Below are 17,927 nucleotides of genomic sequence, written 5' to 3' on the forward strand. Positions count from 1 at the left end.
TAAATTGATTACTAAAATTTTTCACATAACCTAATGACAAAAGTAAAATATGAATATATTATTTAATTTTAGAATAATTAAATAATATACATTCAATGAGTGCAGATACTAATATTAGCGATAGCTTAGAAATTGTTACGCAAGATCATTTATCGATTTTTTCTTTAATAAGTTCATCCGATATTATCGGTAAGTCGGTTATGTTGATGCTGCTTATTGCTTCCATTTGGTCATGGGCTATTATTTTGGATAAAATATTTAAGCTAGCACAAGTACAGCGAAGAATGAAAAATTTTGAAAATGTGTTTTGGTCAGGTGGAGTATTAGAGCAATTATATGAAAGCATAAAAAGGTCGGTTAATAATCCGCTAGCTTTGATATTTGTTTCGGCTATGGATGAGTGTAAAAGCTTGAATACCAAAGGGCTTTCCGATGCGTTAAAAAATAACCATAAAGAGCGTATAACGGGTGCAATGTACTTAGCTCAAAATAGAGAAGTCGAAAAGCTTGAGAAGAATTTAAGCTTCTTGGCAACTGTTGGGTCAAGTGCTCCTTTTGTGGGTTTATTCGGCACTGTTTGGGGGATTATGCACAGCTTCCAGTCGATTGCTACTTCTAAAAATACTTCTCTTGCCGTAGTAGCTCCAGGGATTGCTGAGGCGTTACTTGCAACGGCAATAGGCTTGTTTGCAGCTATTCCGGCAGTAATTTTTTACAACTATCTTATTTCCCGTATTACTCTTATCAATAATAAGATTGAAGATTTTAGTAGCGAGTTGAACTCTATACTTTCTAAGGCAATTGATCAGGAGAAGATGTAATGGCCATAAAGCTTGTCGGAAGCAATAGAAAAAGTAAAAGAGCGGTAGTTAGCGAAATTAACGTTACGCCGCTTGTTGACGTGATGTTAGTTCTATTAATTATTTTCATGATCACTTCTCCAATGCTTGTTTCGGGTGTAAACGTGGATTTACCTGAGACAAATTCAAGCCCGATTTCAGGGCAGGATGAGCCTTTAGTTGTTACTATCAATAATAAAGGCGAAATTTTCTTGCTTGAAACTCCAATAGAGAGAACGCATTTAACCGACAAGCTTGCAAATATCACTAAAGAAAAAAAGGATGCTAGAATTTTTGTAAGAGGTGATAGAAATGTCTCTTATGGACAGGTAGTAGAGATAGTTGCCGAAATTCATGCTGCCGGCTTTTCTCGTGTAGCTCTTATTTCAAATATTAAAAATAATGAAAAGTAATCAAAATAAGGATAATTTTACGGTTTTCCTTAGCTTCTCTGTTGTTCTGCACTTACTCCTTTTATATTTTTTTCTATTTGGTATGCCTTCACTTTTTGAAAAATTACCGGAAGAGCAAACTATAACTTTTGAAATGCTACCTGTTAGTGATAAACCAAATATCATAACAGAGACAAAGCAAAAAGAAGCCCCTATAGAAAACGAAGATGCTAAAAAGTCTGAGCAGAGTAAGCCAAAAGAAGAAGAACCGCAGCAAGATTCCCCTAAAGAAGAAAAAATAAAAGAGCCTGAGGCTAAAGCAATAGAAGAAAAGCCAAAAATAGAAGAGAAAAAACCTATAGATGAACCAAAGCCGGAAGAAGTAAAAGAAGCATTACCTGAGAAAAAAGAAGAGGTAAAGCCTAAAGAAGAGGAAAAAAAGCCGGTAGAGGAGGTGAAAAAGCCTGAAGAAAAGAAAGAGGAAAAGAAACCAGCTGAGAAGCCAAAAGAAGTAAAGAAGAAAGAGCCTAAAACCGATGAGCTTGATTCTCTACTTAAGAATTTAGAGCAATCTTCGGAAGGGAATAATGTAAAATCCAATAAGCATCAAAGATCAAAAAAAGTTGATAATGCAAAAGAAGCTAAAGGGGTTTATACGGATGGGCTGCCTCTTTCCGATAGTGAAACGTCTTTGATAAAAAGACAAATTGAAAGGCATTGGAGTAATGTACCGGCAGGGGTTAGAGGTAATAATAAGGTAAAAGTCATTATTAGCATTACGCTGGATAAGGCCGGTAATGTTGAACAGGCAAAAGTTAAAGAAAAAATCTGTCCTAATATTTCTGCTAGCGTTTGTGAAGCTTTAGCGGATAATGCAGTTAGAGCGGTATGGCAGGCAAGCCCTATTGAGAACCTCGATCCTGCACGCTTTAACCATTGGAAAGAGATTAATTTTAGCTTTGATCCTAGTAAATTGTAGGTGGGGTATGGCTTGGTTTTTCGTCTGGATTGCTTCGTCGAATTACTACGTAATTCTTCTCGCAATGACGGTTTGGTATCCATACAACAACACCGGTCTCTACTCGGTATGTTCATTCGGCTTACCGATTAATTCAAACCCCATATCTGTTTGCTCATTATTGAAGCAACAATGGCAGCAATAACTAAACAAGCATAATAAAGCTGCTCCCATTAAAAATAAAGTCAAAGCAGCAGAGTATATTTATAAATAAAAAAACTTTACGTGTTTGTCTACTGAAAATTTATTTCATATTATTTTAAGAGCAGGGTAGGTAAATAACAATAAATGGCATAAATTTAGACCAAAATGGACTATCATAGAGCATAATATTTTGCCTGTTTTATAATATCCATAACCATAGAAAAAACCGCATATAGTGCTTAAAGCTATATATATTAGCCCACCTTGAAAATGTGCGACCCCAAATATTAAAGATGCTATGATAATAGCTAAAATTTGTTGTTTCGGTACAGCATAATTCATAAAGCTTGATACAAGCGAATTTTGCAGGACTGGTCTGTGCTCACGTATTTTTATACGCTGTGCAGACTCGCCTTTAAATTCATCTTGTCTGAAGTTTTCTGAAATATACTGTAAGAGATTTTGTAATGTTCTTTGTAAAAACCCTCGAAAGAATACTTCCTCAGCCATACATACTAAAAAGAAATTGTTAATTGCCCATATCGGTAATATGGTTGGGATTTTAGGTTCAAATAAGACGTAACCGCTTATTAAAGATAGAACCATAATTATTGCTATACATAGTAATAGAGATAGTAATGTGTATTTTATTGCCCCACTACTTTCTTGTTTTTCTAAAATATATAAATCACTGATAGAGAAAATTATTAAAGCCGGCATTACCTTATCAAAATTTAGATACATAGTAAACGTTATAGATAATTCCGATAATTGTACTTTATCGATAGCAAGTATATTAAAGAATCCCGGAACTTTATGAAAAGCAAATAAAGTAAAACAAAGGGAGATTAATATAAATAATGAGGTTTTTAGTACTTTATTTAGCTGTAAATTAAAATAGATATAAGTGATAGCAGTAAAAATAGATAAAGCTCCAATCCCTACAATATTTATTACGCCTTGATATGAAGCGGCTAAAATTGTAATGCCTATGCCTAAATATGCAGGTCTTTTATCACGACAAAATAAAGATATTAAGATTGTTGTAATGAGAAAAATGTAGGTGATAGTTAAGGATGACATATAAACCTTTGTAAAAAACTATTTTTAATATATAGTTATTTTTTAGCATTAAAAATAGAAAAATTATTAAATAATTAGATTTTAAAAAGAAAATATAAAAGATAATCATAAGAAAAACCAATAAAATAATATATATGTAATTGGGAGATTTTATGAAAGATATAGAATATTGGGAAAAAAATTTTGAAAGCTGTAAATATTCAGATAAATTAATCGAAAGGCTGTTATTTTTAAATACCCAAGTAAAACAACCTATTGATATTAGAGAAGTTAAAAAAGGTATTTATTATGCTCGTAAATATCATGGTGAGCAAATGCGTCAATCGGGTGACCCTTATTATTCTCATCCAATCGCAGTAACAATTATGATAGCAGAATTTGTAGCAAAAGAAGTGCCTAAACTTTTTACTTTTAGAATGCTACAAGCTGCATTACTTCATGACACTATTGAAGATACTGAACTTACTGAAGAAATGATTAGTAACATTTTTGATGAAGAAGTAGCAAGGCATGTAGAAGGTCTAACTAGAATTAAACCTTGTGGAAAAATAAGTAGCGAGAAAAGTCTTATTTTATTAATTAAACAAAAAAGATACGATACTGCTCTTATAAAACTTTTTGATAGGATACATAATTTACAAACTTTAGAAGCAAAATCGCCTGAAAAAGCTCATAAAATAATTAAAGAGACATTAAAAAGCTTTTTAGTGTTAAGTGAAATACTTGAAATACCTTCAGTTTCAGAGCTTATATATGCTGAATGTTATAAAAATAATTTAAAGTTTAATATAAATTCTACTTTTAATAAAATTATAAATCTCGATTCTTTTCCATTTTCTCAAAATAAGTTACTCCCATAAAGAAAGTTATACCTACCGGAATGAAAATTAAAAATAATCCCCAATATCCTAGATAATTGGTAATATAAACTAAACCAAATGACGTTATAATATAAGTAAATAATTTTGCTATTGCACTTAGCATACTAGTATATGTAAATCTCTTAAAAACCGGAAAATATTTATAAAATATAGGAGCTGCCGGTACGTGATCAAATACGAATAACGCAGCTAAGCACTGAAAAATGAAAATATATAAAGGAGTAGGATTATAGTTTAACATTATAGGAAAAAAAATGAGAGAGGTAAAAAATAAATATAATTTTACCTTTAGTATTTTAAAAGGATGGATTTTATAGCTAATAAATGCGAGACCGATAATACCAAGTAAATCTATTATAGATACCCAAAAATTTTGATTTATAATTTGATTCGGAGTAAATCCGCATTCTCTTTTTAATATATCACCGCAATATATATACACGAAATAAAAACACGGTGGTCTAGCACATTGGATAAAGAAATACCAAATAGAAGTGGCGTTTGGGACTTTTTGATCTAGAATATCTTTATCAATTTCTTCAAGCTTAATATTATTTTCTTGAAGTCTTAGTTTTAATTTATTTTTTTTATTTGAAAATGCATCTGCTTCTTTTAAACTAGTCCTCGCAATAGTACCTACAAAAGCAATAGTTGCACCAACAAAAAAGGCTATACGCCAACTTGATTCATGTTGATAAATATTTTGATTAGTAAAAATTGATGCAATACCTAGTGCTACTGTCGTGCCTACGGCAGAAAATACGGTTATAATTGCTACTAATGGATATTGTATAGGAGGAGATGAATTTTCGGTTAAATACAGCTCTGCACCTCGTGCTTCTGCAGTTGCCGACATACCCTGAATTATACGACATATAGTAAGAACCCAAGAGGCTGTTATACCTATCTGTGCATATGTTGGCATACTGCCTATAATCACACAAGTAATAGCCATTAATAGAGTAGTTAAAACAACTACAATCTTACGTCCAAAATGATCTCCTATATATCCGAATATTAATGCTCCTATAGGTCTTAACAAGTAGGTAGAGCAGAAAGAAAAAGCAGTAAGCAGCGAAAAAGTGAAAGGATCATATTCCGGAAAAAATAAATTATTTAAAAGCACCGCCATATGCACATAAAGCATAAGGTCAAAATACTCTAGAAATGTACCTATAGAAAGTAATCCGACAGCTTGTTTTTGTTCTTTATTTAAACTTCTTTGTTCTTTTTCGTAGCCTAACATAACCTTTATATATAATTAGATTGCGAAATAAGCTATACTTTTTTGGTTAAAAGTCAATAAAGGATTAAGAATTTCTAATAAATATTATTACAAAATATTTAGGTTCCGTAAAGTTATCTAGCCTAAAATCTTCAAATTATCTATTTTTCTCTGAAAGCTTTAAATGCAGTATCAGTAACAGGATCGAGTAAATATCTAAGTAGTGTTCTAGTACCGGTTACGATTTGTACCTCAGCTTGCATACCGGGATGTAATTCAAGATTTTTAACTTTAGCAACTTTGTTAAATTCATCCATATCAATTTCAACTCTTGCAACATAATAATTATCTTGCTGTTGTCCCGGATGTTGTCTTTCATCTTGTACGATATCGGGTGATATGCTTACTACTTTACCGGTAAATGTTGGAGTCGTTCTTGATTTAAATGCACTGAAACGTATTTTTGCAACTAATCCCTCATGTACTGAGTCAATGTTTTTTTGAGATACCTTTGCTTCTATTATTAATGGGTCATTAATTGGCGAAATTTCCATAATAGGTTGTCCGTGACTTATAACACCGCCTATAGTATGATATTTTAAATTATTAACTATACCGTCAACAGGTGATCTGATTATCACACGATTAAGCGAATCCGTCAGGGAATTATATTTTTCTTTAAGAGATGCTGTTTGTACTTGAGCTTCACGAAGCTCTGTTAAAGTCCGTTCAGTGTATTTATTTTGTTGATTTATAATTTTAATTTGAGTTTCAGTAATAGCATGGCGTATCCCTGCTATTTCGGCTTCAGTTGTTGCAACATCGCTTTTTGAAGCGGCAACTTTTGCCTCTTGGTCTAATAAGGCTGCTTTTTGTACAAAGCCTTTTTCTTTTAGCGTTCTTAAAGCTTTTAAACGGTCTTGATAAACTTCAGCAGTTTTTGAAGCGGCAACTTTTTTTGCTTCTAAACCTTCAATTTTTTTCTCAAGTTGAGCAATATTTTGATGTAATGCATCTTTCTCTGAGTTATATACTTCTTTTCTAGATCTAAATAAATTTTCCTGTGTATGAATTATTTTAGCTACTTCCGGTAAATTTATATCCTGCATTAGAAAATCAGAGAATTCGATTTGTTCTAAATTATCACGTTCGGCAATTAAACGATTCTCAGTTGCTAAAAAATTACGGTACTGACCAAGAATATTTTCATGTTCGCTTTTTATTCTAGTTTCTTCAAGTTCTATTAGCTTATCGCCTTCTTTGACTTTATCACCTTGCTTAACATAAATAGCATTGATTATTCCACCTTCATTATGTTGAATTATTTTTTTGTTTGTGCTTGGCATTACGATACCAACAGCTACAGCACCGCTATCAAGAGGGGCAAGAGCCGCCCATAATCCGCCTATTAATACTAAAAAGATAATAACATAAATACCGAAAAGTATAGGTGACCTTGCAGCTTGGGCTACGTTATTACGATCTTTATCTGTTTTTTTGGTAGTAAAATTAACAAACCTGTCAAGCTTTACTAATAAGAACTCTATAACGTGAGAGGTTTTCTTTAATGTAGTATTTATTAAAGCTTTACGCTTAGAACTTTGACCTTTAAGGTTTAATGAATCTTCGCGTAAGGACAATAATTGTTTCAATTGTTCCGGAGTAATTTGAGGTTTATCGTGTTTTAAGTCCTGCATAATATTTAATCATTATTCTCCTATGTCATCCCGTGATTTATTCACGGGATCCAGGAAATTATTAGTATTTTAAGTTGTTTCTGGATACCGTGGACAAGCCACGGTATGACAGTTGAGCTTATTTTGGTATAACACTTTAGTTATTAATATGAATTGTACCGCTTTTTAAAGTTTTAAAATGTTTTTGAATCTCTTCTTCCGTTCCGTAAACTGCAACGGCTCCATCTTGTAATATTAGAATTTTATCAACAACGGATAATACGGATGGTCTATGTGAAATTACAAGAACTGCTATTCCTTTAAGTTTTGCTTGTTTTAAGGCACTTGCAAGGGCAACTTCACCTGCCTCATCTAAATTAGCATTAGGCTCATCTAAAATGATGAGTTTTGGATTGCCGTAAAAAGCTCTAGCAAGCCCGATACGTTGTCTTTGACCACCTGATAGATTAGAGCCTGCAGGACCGATATCAGAATCATAACCATCAGGGAATCTTAATATCATTTCATGAGCTCCAGCTATTTTAGCTGCTTCAATAACTTTTTGCGGATCGGCATTTTCTTCCATTCTAGCTATATTTTGTTTAATACTACCGCTAAAAAGTTCTATTCCTTGAGGAAGATAGCCAACATGTCTACCAAAATCTTCTCTATTCCAACGATAAATTTCAGCACTATCTAAACGTACAGAACCTGATGATTCTTTCCATACCCCGACTATGATTTTAGCTAAAGTTGATTTTCCTGTAGCCGAAGGACCGATAATTGCTAAAACTTCGCCCGGTTGTACTGCAAAACTAACGCCTTTTAAGATATATTGCGGTACGGGAGGTTGTGGTAAATGTTTTGGTATAGGATGAGCATAATAAATATTTTCAACAGTAAGATGACCATCAACGTTCGGAATTGGCATCGCTTCATCTCTAGAAGAATAAGTGTTAAATAAATTATTAATGTTTTTGTATGATTTAATAGCACCGCTCATACTTTTCCATAGCTCAATAGCATTATCGAAAGGAGCAAGAGCTCTACCGACTATGATGGAACTCATAATCATATTACCGGGAGTCATATCTGCACTGTGAGATTTTACAACAATGTAAGCACCGACTCCGGTAACAGCCATTTGCATTATGTTACGGATAAACCTTGAAAAGTTAGAAATAACACCGTTACGATAGCTAGCAACTGATTGTTTATTAAGTGCTAATATGTTAAATTTATGCCAATTTTTTGTAACATTCTTCATCATTCCCATTGCTTCAATTGCTTCTGCATTTCTGTTTGCAATATCGGCTTGAGTCATACCTTTTATCGAAAATTCGGTAGCTTCACCGAGCGTTTTATTAGTAGCGGCCGCATTAAAGAAAGCTGTTGAAACAATAACTACTGCACCAAAAACGGTAATAAGACCGATATATGGATGAATTGAGAAAATAACCGCAATATAGATAAGGCTCCAAGGGGCATCGAATAAAGTATTAATTCCGGTACTTGTTAGGAATGTTTTGACGGCTTGAAAATCACGTAATAATTGGCTAGAACCCATATTTGCTCGTGTTGCAGCCGCAGAAATTGAAGAAGCAAAAATTACGGGAGCTACTGTTCTATCAAGCCATTCTCCTACCTTTATAAGTGTAAAAGAACGAGCAATTTGTAATAATCCGTAAACAAAATAGATATATGCGATTATTATCGATAAAAATAATAATGTTTGTAGATTACCGCTTCCAAGGACTCTATCAAGAACTTGTAGTGAGTAAAGAGGAGTAATTAACATTAATAAGTTGATTACAAAAGCAAACCAAAAAACTATCCAAAAAGCTGTTCTACATTCGCCTAATGCTATTACTAGCGGGTTTTTTTTATTTAGATTATTATTTTTATTATCCATATTAGTTATATTATAAATAATTATTAATTAGTTCTTCAGCAATTTGGACGCTGTTTAAAGCTGCTCCTTTACGTAAGTTATCACATGTAATCCATAGATTTATCGTATTAGGTTTACTTACGTCATTTCTAATGCGGGAGACATATACGGCATCTTCGCCTACCACTTCAACGGGTGAGATATAAGCAAGGTCATTATTATTAGAAATTGTAACAATTCCATCTGCGTCTTGTAATATTTCTTCAGCGATGTTAGCGTCCATTTTGTCGTTAAATTCTATGTTAACGGATATAGAATGACCGATAAATACCGGTACTCTAACAGAAGTAACGCTAGCTTTAAAGTGATTACCTATAATTTTGTTTAGTTCAAAAGCAATTTTTGCTTCTTCACTTGTATAGCCGTCTTTATTTAAATCACCTATATGAGGAAAAAGATTAAATGCAATCTGTTTTGGAAATTTCTTAGGATCATTCTCTCCAAAAACATATTTAGATTTTGTTTGGTCGTAGAGTTCGTCCATTCCTGCTTTACCTGCTCCTGATACTGATTGATAAGTAGATATCACTACTCTTTTAATCTTTATTTCATTATCTAGCGGTTTTAATGCTACTGCAAGCGGAATTACTATACAGTTAGGGTTAGCTATGATATTTTTAGTATTAAACTCTTTAAGTGTTGATAAATTAACCTCAGGTACAATTAACGGTACTTGATTGTCAACTCTAAAAAGTGAGGATTTGTCGATAACTACACAATTACTAGCAGTAGCTTTTGGTATAAATTCTTTTGAAACTTCTGAACCTGCACAAAAAAAAGCAATATCGATATCATCAAAATTTAAATTAGTTAAACTACTGATTTTCAGTATTTTTTCTCCATAACTTATTTCTCGTCCTATAGAGTTATCTGAAGCTATAGCATAAATTTTATTAACGGGAAAATTACGCTCAGCTAGAATATTTAGAGTTTCACGCCCTACATTTCCTGTAGCTCCAATTACTGCAATATTGTATTTTTTAGTCATTTTTATTTATTAATCCGATGAGTTTTTCACCGCCGATAATATGGAAATGGAAATGAAAAATAGTTTGTCCCGATTTTTCGCCTTTATTAGTTATTAAACGATAGCCGTCTTTATCTAAACCCGCTTCATTTGCTATATCAGAAATTTTAGCAAAAAAATGTTTTATTTCGTCTATTTGAGCTTTAGAGATAAAATCGGCATAATCTATATATTCGTTTTTAGGTATAACGATAATATGTACAGGTGCTACGGGTGCTATATCTTTGAATGCTAAAATTTGTTCGTCTTCATAAATTATTTCTGCCGGAAGATTTTTATCTATAATTTTTGCAAAAACATTTTCTTTGTTATACATCATTTTATTCCTGTTAAAGGTGACTTGAAAAACGCACTTTATGTCATTCCCGCATGGACCGGTAAAATCCGCTGTGTCACCCCGTGGCTTGACCACGGGGTCCAGTTAAAAATACTAATAATATTAGTATTTTTATTTCTTTTCTGGATGCCGTGATCAAGTCACGGCATGACAATCGAACGCTCCAAAAATTTCAATTCAGCTTCAATGCTAGAGTTGGCAATTATTATATCTTCTAGTCGGTAATTATTTCTTTTTAAATAATTTTCTCTAATATCTGAAGCAAAAAAGCCGAAGCTTAATATTAAGACTATCTTAAATATAAACTTTAACTCTTCGATATTAATCGCTGTAACGATTATATTCGCTATTACGGCAATAGCAACAACTAACCACATTTTATGGTATAATGCCCAAAATATACTTAAAAGAGCAGCTATCCATGAAAAGCCTTCTTCAATAACAATAAAATTATTATTTTTTTGTGTGGAGTTAATGTATATTGCGTATATATTCATTATTTAAGTTTAAGCCTTGAAAATTCAAGGGACAATAATTAATTAAACCTGATTAGTCAAGTATACTCTGCTGCTTTCAAGAATTGCTCTTTGGTTATCTTCATGGATTCACGTACTCACTTATTAAGTATAAGCTGCGTGCGTTCACCATTTGATAACAAATTCAATTCTTGAAATCATTTGAGTATATACTAAGATAGAACTTCAAAAATTGGTGACAATGTTCTACAAGAGCTGTGGTACGAACTATATTAAGTAACGGCTTCCGTTCCGAGGACTTTGAACTCCTAGCTCTTTTTGAAGCTGTGTCGAATAACTCTTCATTTTATTTAGGAGTAATTCAATACTATATAGTACCTAATTAACAACTTAATATCAATAAATTTTATATTATGTCAGATAATTTAGCCTTACATGGCACAACAATACTTTGTTTAAAAAAGAACGAAGAAATAATTATAGCAGCAGATGGACAAGTCTCGCATGGTAATACTGTACTAAAATCTACAGCACGAAAACTTCGGACTATAGCAAATAATAAAATTATTGCAGGTTTTGCGGGTTCTACGGCTGATGGTCTTGCGTTATTTGAAAAACTTGAAGTAAAGATAGAACAACATAAGCATAATCTACTTAGAAGTGCAGTTGAGCTTGCAAAAGATTGGCGTAGCGATAAATATTTGAGACGTTTGGAAGCAATGATGATTGTTGCCGATCGTAGTCATATATTAATTTTAACCGGTAACGGTGATGTCGTAGAGCCTGAAAATAATGTTGCAGCAATAGGTTCAGGCGGTTTATTTGCCCTATCTGCCGCTCGTGCTCTTATGTCTTACGAGAATAATTTAACTGCTGAAGAAATTGCTTTAAAATCTATGAATATAGCTGCAGATTTGTGTGTATTTTCTAATCATAATATTATAATGGAAAAAGTTGTATGAAAGCTACTAAAACTACTTATAAAAAAGACCCTATGGGGCTTACCCCTTCTCAAATAGTTAATGAACTTAATAGATTTATCGTAGGTCAAGAAAAGGCCAAAAAAGCCGTTGCTATTGCACTTAGAAATCGCTGTCGTCGTAAAAGAGTAGAAGGTAATTTACGTAATGAAATAGTACCGAAAAATATTTTAATGATCGGTTCAACCGGTGTCGGAAAAACGGAAATAGCAAGACGCCTTGCAAAGCTGACTAATTCTCCTTTCTATAAAATTGAAGCAACTAAATTTACCGAAGTCGGATATGTAGGGCGTGATGTAGAATCAATAATTCGTGATTTAGTCGAAATAGCCGTTAATACTGAAAAAACTTTAGCAAAAACGGAAGTAGATATTAATGCACGTGAAAAAGCGATAGAGAGAATATTAGATAGTTTAGTAGGTAAAACTTCTAGTAGTGAGACTAGAGAAAAGTTCAAAGAAAAAATTTTAAACGGCGAACTTGATGATACGGAAATCGAAATTAGCGTAGCTGATACTACACCTGTCGGTGGTGGAAGTTTTGAAATACCGGGCATGCCAGGAGCATCTATGGGCGTTCTTAATCTTGGCGATATGATTGGACGTGCCCTTGGTAGCAGTAAGACTAAAACAAAAAAAATGCTAGTTAAAGATGCTATGGCTATTATTATACCTGAGGAATCAGAAAAATTAATAGACCAAGAAAAAATTATTCAGCAAGCTATAAATTTAGCTGAAAATGACGGGATAGTTTTTATTGACGAAATTGATAAAATAGCTTCGACCGGTAGTTCCGGAGCAAAAAATGCTGAAATAAGTAGAGAGGGAGTGCAAAGAGATTTGCTACCTTTGATAGAAGGAACAACGGTTAATACTAAATATGGACCGGTTAAAACCGATCATATATTATTTATTGCTTCAGGTGCTTTCCATATTGCTAAACCTTCTGATTTATTACCGGAGTTACAAGGAAGGTTACCGATTAGAGTGGAATTAAATTCACTCACCAAAGATGATATGGTTAAAATATTGCTTGAGCCTGAAACTAGTTTAATAAAGCAATATTCGGCGTTAATAGGTACTGAAGACGTACATCTTGAATTTGCTGCTTCTGCTATTGAGAAGATAGCGGATTATGCGATCACCGTTAATTTAGAAGTCGAAGATATAGGGGCTAGAAGGCTGCATACTATACTTGAGAATTTGCTTGAGGATATAAGCTTTGAGGCTAGTGAAATGAAAAGCAAAAAAATAACTATCGATGATAAATTCGTAGAAAATCAATTATCAAAAATAATAACTAATCTTGACTTAGCTAAGTTTGTTCTATAGTATGCTTTTTCGATTAATGGTTGAGGTAAGATTGTTATTTTTCGTCATTGCGAGGAAAATTACAAAGTAATTTGACGAAGCAATCTCAGGAGTTTGTTATTATTTCATGAGATTGCCACGCATCCTATGGCTGCGGCGTTGTTGCATGGCTCGGTTTTTTTGTTGTCATCCCGTGATTTATTCACGGGATCCATTTAAAAATACTAATAATATTAGTATTTTTAGTTGTTTTACTGGATACCGTGGACAAGCCACGGTATGACACTCAGCAGGTTTTCCGAGCCATGCAACAACGCCTATGGCTGCTCGCAATGACGATTTGAGTGTAACAATACTTACCTCACAAAATAGCATTTGAAGAAAAATTTCATGATAATTCATATAGCAAGTCTAACGTTTAATGGAATTGATATTATTGATGTTGACGTGCAGGTACAAATATCACCAGGTATCCCTGCTTTTACTATAGTAGGGCTTGCCGATAAAACTATAGCTGAATCAAAAGAACGAGTTAAAGCAGCGTTATCTTCTATAGGGCTTGCACTACCTACTAAAAAGATTTTAATAAATTTAGCTCCGGCAGATTTAGTAAAAGAAGGAAGCCATTTTGATCTTGCGATTGCTTGTTCAATACTTACCGCAATGAATATTTTACCTGAACTTGAAATTGCGGAATATTTAATAATAGGAGAGTTATCATTAGATGGTTCAATTTTACCGGTAAGCGGAGCTCTACCTGCAGCGATTGGGGCTTCTGCTAGAGGTAAAGGACTTATTTGTTCAAGTAAAAATAGTTCAGAAGTTGCTTGGTCGGGTAATGATAATATACTTGTTGCAGGTAATTTAATTGAACTAGTAAATCATTTTAAAGGTTCACAAGTTTTAACTTCTCCGGAAGCTAAATTGCAAGATGAGCCAATAAATTATCCCGATTTTAAAGATATAAAAGGTCAAAAAATTGCTAAACGAGCTTTAGAAATTGCAGCATCAGGAGGGCATAACCTTTTAATGTTCGGTCCTCCCGGAACCGGTAAATCAAGGCTTGCTGCATGTCTTCCCGGTATACTACCTAAAATGTCTACAAAAGAAATTTTAGAATGCAGCACGATTACAAGTATCGCTGGAAAATTTTCAGATGGTAAGCTTACAAAAGTAAGACCGTTCAGAACTCCGCATCATTCATGCTCGCTTGCTGCTATGGTCGGTGGGGGTGTAGGAAAAAAAGTAAAGCCGGGTGAAATTACGCTTGCTCATAACGGCGTATTATTTTTAGACGAATTACCTGAATTCCCAAATAATGTTATTGATTCCTTAAGACAACCTATTGAAAATGGTGAAATATTGATTTCAAGATCAAGTGCTCATATAAAATATCCGGCGAATTTTCAGTTAATAGCAGCTATGAATCCTTGTAAATGCGGTTATTTGGGTGATCCTTATAAAGAATGTATGAAAGCCCCTAAATGTGCTAGCGATTATCAAATGAAAGTTTCAGGACCTATTATGGATAGATTTGATTTGCATATAGAAGTATCAAATATTAATATTTATAATTATGACTTTATTACAGATAATTCTGAGGAAAAATCTGAAGATATAGCTGCAAGAGTCGAGAAAGTACGTTTGATTCAAGAAAAGAGATATGAGGGCTATAGTATTAAAACAAATAACAGATTAGACGGGCAGTTATTAATAGATTACGCTATGCCTGCGGATGAAGGTAGGGATTTACTGAATGAAGCAGCAAATAAATTTCGTTTATCAATGCGTGCTTATAACCGAATACTTAGAGTAGCGTGCACGATTGCCGATCTTGAGAATGTTGATAAGGTCTTGAAAATTCATATTGCTGAAGCTTTAAGCTATCGTAAAATGGAATTTAACAATACGTATACGTAGATAGAACTTTAAAAATTGGTGACAATGTTCTACAAGATCTGTGGTACTCACGTATTAAGTATACGCTCCGCTCCGAGGGCTTTGAACTCCTTGCTCTTTTTAAAGTTGATCTTCGTATACGGTCTTCATAAGGAAAAAAGATATGAGTACTATAATAAGTTTTGATTACGCTATAAAATATTTGCTTAAAGATAAAGGCGATTATGAGATAGTTGAAGGATTTATCTCGGCAATACTCAAAGATGCCGGTTTATAGTCCCGTTAAAATAAAAGCCCTATTAGAAAGTGGCAGTAATAAAGAAAATGATAGCTTAAAATCTAGTGTAGCCGATGTAATTGTGGAAGATGAGGAAGGGCATAAATATATAGTAGAAATAGATAAATCCTATACAAATCTTTTTTTGCATAAAGCTTGCTTTAATAGTAGTAGATTAATAGTAGATAGTATTTCAAAAAATGATGATTACTCCACAATTAAAAAAATATTTCATATTAATTTATTATATTTTCCTTTTGCTGATATGAAAGCACCTTTATATCACGGTAAGACTATTTTTAGAGAAGTTGATAAAAAACACCCTATGAAATTTTCTTTGGGAGATATGAGAGGTAAAATATTTGATTTATGTAATGTATTTCCAGAATATTTTGTAATATCAGTACCATTATTTAATGATGTTATAAGAGATGAATTGGATGAATGGCTATATGTAGTAAAACATTCTGAAGTTAAGAAAGATTTTAAATCTCCATATATGAAAAAGATCGCAAATCGACTTAATATACTTAAGATGACCCCTAAAGAGCAGATAATTTATCGTGCATACATGAATAAGAGCTTTAAAGAACGTGATTATATAGTTTCTGCTGAAGAAAAAGGTATAAAAGACGGTGAGGTTAGAAAAAGTATAAAAATAGCAAAAAAGATGTTGATTAAAAAAAACTCGATAGAAGAAATACATGAAATTACTGAATTATCTATAAAAGAAATAGAGCAATTAAAAGCAGAAATTGAGAACCTTAAAAAATAACTATCTTCAATGACAAAAATTTACTTTATAGCCGGTGAGGTGTCAGGCGATTTTATCGGTGGTCGTATAATTCAGCATTTAAAAAATAATCTGAGGGCTTATAAAGACGACGCAGCCAATTTTGAGGGTTCATCGAGTATACAGGTTGTCGGTGTTGGCGGTAAATGTATGGAGGAAGCCGGTAGCTTTGAAAGCTTATTTCCTATTACTGCCATAAATTTAATGGGTTTCGTAGAAATTTTGCCTCATATTTTTAAGCTTAAAAAATTAATTGATAAAACTGTGAAGGATATAATAAATAGTAAAGCTGATTTATTAATTACCATAGATTCACCAGGGTTTACTTATCGTGTGGCAAAGCGAGTAAGAAAACTTTTACCAAAGCTGAAAATGATTCATATCGTTGCACCGTCAGTTTGGGCATATAAAGAGGGTAGAGCAGTAAAATACGCTAAAATTTATGATTGTTTATTTGCTTTACTACCGTTTGAACCTCCATATTTTACTAAAGTCGGTCTTGACTGTAGATTTATAGGTCATCCGATTATGGAGCAGGAGTTTTATAGGGATAAAATAGCTTTACGTGAAGAGTTTAAAATAGATGAGAATGAGAGAGTTTTATGTGTTACTCTTGGAAGCAGAAAAGGAGAGATTCTAAAGCATTTACCGGTTTTTATTTCTTCTATTGAAGAAATATTCAAGAGTTGTAATAATCTTAAAGTTATATTTACTCTTGCAAATCCTGCTCATGAGGCAATAATAAAGCCGTTTTTAGAAGATGTTAAGTTTAATTATTTATTTTCAAGTGAAAGACTTAAAACTTATGCTGTTGCGGATGCAGCTTTAGCAAAATCCGGTACTAATACTTTAGAGATAGCAGCTTCCGGTACTCCTATGATTGTAGCTTATAAAGTTAATCTTATAAGCTTTTTTATTATCAGGCTATTGATAAAAATAAAATATGTTACGTTGATAAATATTATAGCTGATAAAGAAATAATTCCGGAATTTATCCAATTTAATTGCCGAGCTAGTCTTATTAGTAATAAGCTTCAAGAGTTGTTATTTAATTCTAAAAAAGCTTATGAGCAGGTAATAGAAAGTCAAAAAGTTTTGCAGCAATTAGGATTTAAATCAAACCGATTACAGCTAAATTCAGAAAGTTTTAGACACGATGAATTTAAAGGCACGCTAGCTAAGCATACAGAAGTACGTGAGCACAGGATTAGCTTGGAAAATTCGCTTGTATCAAGTGATCGAGATGATGCTATACCTTCTTATATAGCTGCAGAAATTATTAAACAGGAGTTCTTAGAACCTAAAATAAAGTTGTTAAAAGAGAAAGATTAGTACTTAAACCGGTGGTCCACAACATTTTCTGAATTATAATAAACATTAATATTAATATAATAACAAAATATATTTCCATATTTTTTCTTATAGTATTAATTTGTTTCATTAAAATTTCTAAATCATTGGAAATTTTTTTGTATTCCTCATTGTTATCAGAACGCATTGTTGTCAAGAAACCGGATAAGTTTCCTAACTTATTTTGTAAAGCTTTTAACCTTTCAGTATGTTCTTCGTGTTTTAGATCGGTATTGTGATCTTGTATCATAATATATAATGCCCATTAT

General features: G+C 32.8%; 17 protein-coding genes. 9 read left to right on the forward strand and 8 right to left on the reverse strand.

Going from position 1 to position 17,927, the window contains the following annotated elements; genetic code table 11:
• The first annotated feature begins 95 nt into the window (after positions 1–95).
• From tolQ to H6P87_RS02275, 3 genes are read left to right on the forward strand one after another with little or no spacing between them, the layout of a single operon-like run.
• On the forward strand, positions 96–821 hold the full coding sequence (gene tolQ, locus H6P87_RS02265; protein ID WP_202069866.1) for a protein TolQ: 726 nt from the start codon (positions 96–98) through the stop codon (positions 819–821).
• A complete protein-coding gene (gene tolR, locus H6P87_RS02270) occupies positions 821–1,252 on the forward strand; it encodes a protein TolR (RefSeq protein ID WP_202069867.1) in 432 nt (143 codons plus the stop codon). The genes tolQ and tolR overlap by 1 nt, the downstream gene beginning before the upstream one ends.
• Positions 1,242–2,210: an energy transducer TonB gene (locus tag H6P87_RS02275; RefSeq protein WP_202069868.1), complete on the forward strand. Its 969-nt coding sequence runs from the start codon at positions 1,242–1,244 to the stop codon at positions 2,208–2,210. Before tolR ends, H6P87_RS02275 begins: the two co-directional genes overlap by 11 nt.
• Positions 2,211–2,498: 288 nt before the next feature.
• On the opposite strand, the gene H6P87_RS07490 is transcribed toward H6P87_RS02275, so the two are convergent.
• Positions 2,499–3,476, reverse strand: a complete 978-nt coding sequence (locus H6P87_RS07490) for a palindromic element RPE3 domain-containing protein (protein WP_202069869.1) — start codon at positions 3,474–3,476, stop codon at positions 2,499–2,501.
• Positions 3,477–3,628: 152 nt separating this feature from the next.
• Here H6P87_RS07490 and H6P87_RS02285 point away from each other — a divergent pair, with 152 nt between their 5' ends.
• Positions 3,629–4,336 (forward strand): HD domain-containing protein, encoded by a 708-nt coding sequence (locus tag H6P87_RS02285; protein ID WP_202069870.1) that lies wholly within the window; start codon positions 3,629–3,631, stop codon positions 4,334–4,336.
• Here H6P87_RS02285 and H6P87_RS02290 read toward each other — a convergent pair.
• The 6 genes from H6P87_RS02290 to H6P87_RS02315 all read right to left on the reverse strand — a co-directional run bounded on the left by H6P87_RS02290 (position 4,287) and on the right by H6P87_RS02315 (position 11,070).
• Complete coding sequence (locus H6P87_RS02290; RefSeq protein WP_202069871.1) at positions 4,287–5,603, reverse strand: MFS transporter; 1,317 nt, start codon at positions 5,601–5,603, stop codon at positions 4,287–4,289. The genes H6P87_RS02285 and H6P87_RS02290 overlap by 50 nt on opposite strands.
• Before the next feature lie 140 nt (positions 5,604–5,743).
• Positions 5,744–7,279: an HlyD family type I secretion periplasmic adaptor subunit gene (locus tag H6P87_RS02295; protein WP_202069872.1), complete on the reverse strand. Its 1,536-nt coding sequence runs from the start codon at positions 7,277–7,279 to the stop codon at positions 5,744–5,746.
• Positions 7,280–7,415: 136 nt separating this feature from the next.
• Positions 7,416–9,170 (reverse strand): type I secretion system permease/ATPase, encoded by a 1,755-nt coding sequence (locus H6P87_RS02300; RefSeq protein ID WP_202069873.1) that lies wholly within the window; start codon positions 9,168–9,170, stop codon positions 7,416–7,418.
• A gap of 10 nt (positions 9,171–9,180) precedes the next feature.
• Complete coding sequence (gene asd, locus H6P87_RS02305) at positions 9,181–10,197, reverse strand: aspartate-semialdehyde dehydrogenase (RefSeq protein ID WP_202069874.1); 1,017 nt, start codon at positions 10,195–10,197, stop codon at positions 9,181–9,183.
• A complete protein-coding gene (locus H6P87_RS02310; RefSeq protein ID WP_202070073.1) occupies positions 10,190–10,552 on the reverse strand; it encodes an HIT domain-containing protein in 363 nt (120 codons plus the stop codon). Before H6P87_RS02310 ends, asd begins: the two co-directional genes overlap by 8 nt.
• Before the next feature lie 161 nt (positions 10,553–10,713).
• Complete coding sequence (locus tag H6P87_RS02315) at positions 10,714–11,070, reverse strand: DUF2628 domain-containing protein (protein WP_202069875.1); 357 nt, start codon at positions 11,068–11,070, stop codon at positions 10,714–10,716.
• Positions 11,071–11,462: 392 nt separating this feature from the next.
• Here H6P87_RS02315 and hslV point away from each other — a divergent pair, with 392 nt between their 5' ends.
• From hslV to lpxB, 5 genes are all read left to right on the forward strand, one after another.
• Positions 11,463–12,011 (forward strand): ATP-dependent protease subunit HslV, encoded by a 549-nt coding sequence (gene hslV, locus H6P87_RS02320; protein WP_032139554.1) that lies wholly within the window; start codon positions 11,463–11,465, stop codon positions 12,009–12,011.
• Positions 12,008–13,360, forward strand: coding sequence for an ATP-dependent protease ATPase subunit HslU (gene hslU / locus H6P87_RS02325; RefSeq protein WP_202069876.1), 1,353 nt, complete (start codon positions 12,008–12,010; stop codon positions 13,358–13,360). The genes hslV and hslU overlap by 4 nt, the downstream gene beginning before the upstream one ends.
• Before the next feature lie 369 nt (positions 13,361–13,729).
• Entirely contained in the window at positions 13,730–15,259 is a 1,530-nt protein-coding gene (locus tag H6P87_RS02330) for a YifB family Mg chelatase-like AAA ATPase (RefSeq protein WP_202069877.1), read from the forward strand.
• Between the two features lie 242 nt (positions 15,260–15,501).
• Positions 15,502–16,290 (forward strand): Rpn family recombination-promoting nuclease/putative transposase, encoded by a 789-nt coding sequence (locus tag H6P87_RS02335; protein ID WP_246438038.1) that lies wholly within the window; start codon positions 15,502–15,504, stop codon positions 16,288–16,290.
• Between the two features lie 9 nt (positions 16,291–16,299).
• On the forward strand, positions 16,300–17,640 hold the full coding sequence (gene lpxB, locus H6P87_RS02340; protein ID WP_202069878.1) for a lipid-A-disaccharide synthase: 1,341 nt from the start codon (positions 16,300–16,302) through the stop codon (positions 17,638–17,640).
• Here the strand turns inward: lpxB and H6P87_RS02345 are convergent.
• The gene (locus H6P87_RS02345) at positions 17,609–17,908 is read right to left on the reverse strand and encodes a hypothetical protein (protein WP_202069879.1); all 300 of its coding nucleotides are present in this window, start codon (positions 17,906–17,908) and stop codon (positions 17,609–17,611) included. The genes lpxB and H6P87_RS02345 overlap by 32 nt on opposite strands.
• Between the last annotated feature and the right edge of the window lie 19 nt (positions 17,909–17,927).

The organism is Rickettsia tillamookensis (assembly GCF_016743795.2).
Lineage (GTDB): Bacteria > Pseudomonadota > Alphaproteobacteria > Rickettsiales > Rickettsiaceae > Rickettsia > Rickettsia tillamookensis.

Coding starts and splice junctions, on each gene's coding strand:
- tolQ (WP_202069866.1), top strand. CDS start 96: ATGAGTGCAGATACTAATATTAGCGATAGCTTAGAAATTGTTACGCAA.
- tolR (WP_202069867.1), top strand. CDS start 821: ATGGCCATAAAGCTTGTCGGAAGCAATAGAAAAAGTAAAAGAGCGGTA.
- H6P87_RS02275 (WP_202069868.1), top strand. CDS start 1,242: ATGAAAAGTAATCAAAATAAGGATAATTTTACGGTTTTCCTTAGCTTC.
- H6P87_RS07490 (WP_202069869.1), bottom strand. CDS start 3,476: ATGTCATCCTTAACTATCACCTACATTTTTCTCATTACAACAATCTTA.
- H6P87_RS02285 (WP_202069870.1), top strand. CDS start 3,629: ATGAAAGATATAGAATATTGGGAAAAAAATTTTGAAAGCTGTAAATAT.
- H6P87_RS02290 (WP_202069871.1), bottom strand. CDS start 5,603: ATGTTAGGCTACGAAAAAGAACAAAGAAGTTTAAATAAAGAACAAAAA.
- H6P87_RS02295 (WP_202069872.1), bottom strand. CDS start 7,279: ATGCAGGACTTAAAACACGATAAACCTCAAATTACTCCGGAACAATTG.
- H6P87_RS02300 (WP_202069873.1), bottom strand. CDS start 9,170: ATGGATAATAAAAATAATAATCTAAATAAAAAAAACCCGCTAGTAATA.
- asd (WP_202069874.1), bottom strand. CDS start 10,197: ATGACTAAAAAATACAATATTGCAGTAATTGGAGCTACAGGAAATGTA.
- H6P87_RS02310 (WP_202070073.1), bottom strand. CDS start 10,552: ATGTATAACAAAGAAAATGTTTTTGCAAAAATTATAGATAAAAATCTT.
- H6P87_RS02315 (WP_202069875.1), bottom strand. CDS start 11,070: ATGAATATATACGCAATATACATTAACTCCACACAAAAAAATAATAAT.
- hslV (WP_032139554.1), top strand. CDS start 11,463: ATGTCAGATAATTTAGCCTTACATGGCACAACAATACTTTGTTTAAAA.
- hslU (WP_202069876.1), top strand. CDS start 12,008: ATGAAAGCTACTAAAACTACTTATAAAAAAGACCCTATGGGGCTTACC.
- H6P87_RS02330 (WP_202069877.1), top strand. CDS start 13,730: ATGATAATTCATATAGCAAGTCTAACGTTTAATGGAATTGATATTATT.
- H6P87_RS02335 (WP_246438038.1), top strand. CDS start 15,502: ATGCCGGTTTATAGTCCCGTTAAAATAAAAGCCCTATTAGAAAGTGGC.
- lpxB (WP_202069878.1), top strand. CDS start 16,300: ATGACAAAAATTTACTTTATAGCCGGTGAGGTGTCAGGCGATTTTATC.
- H6P87_RS02345 (WP_202069879.1), bottom strand. CDS start 17,908: ATGATACAAGATCACAATACCGATCTAAAACACGAAGAACATACTGAA.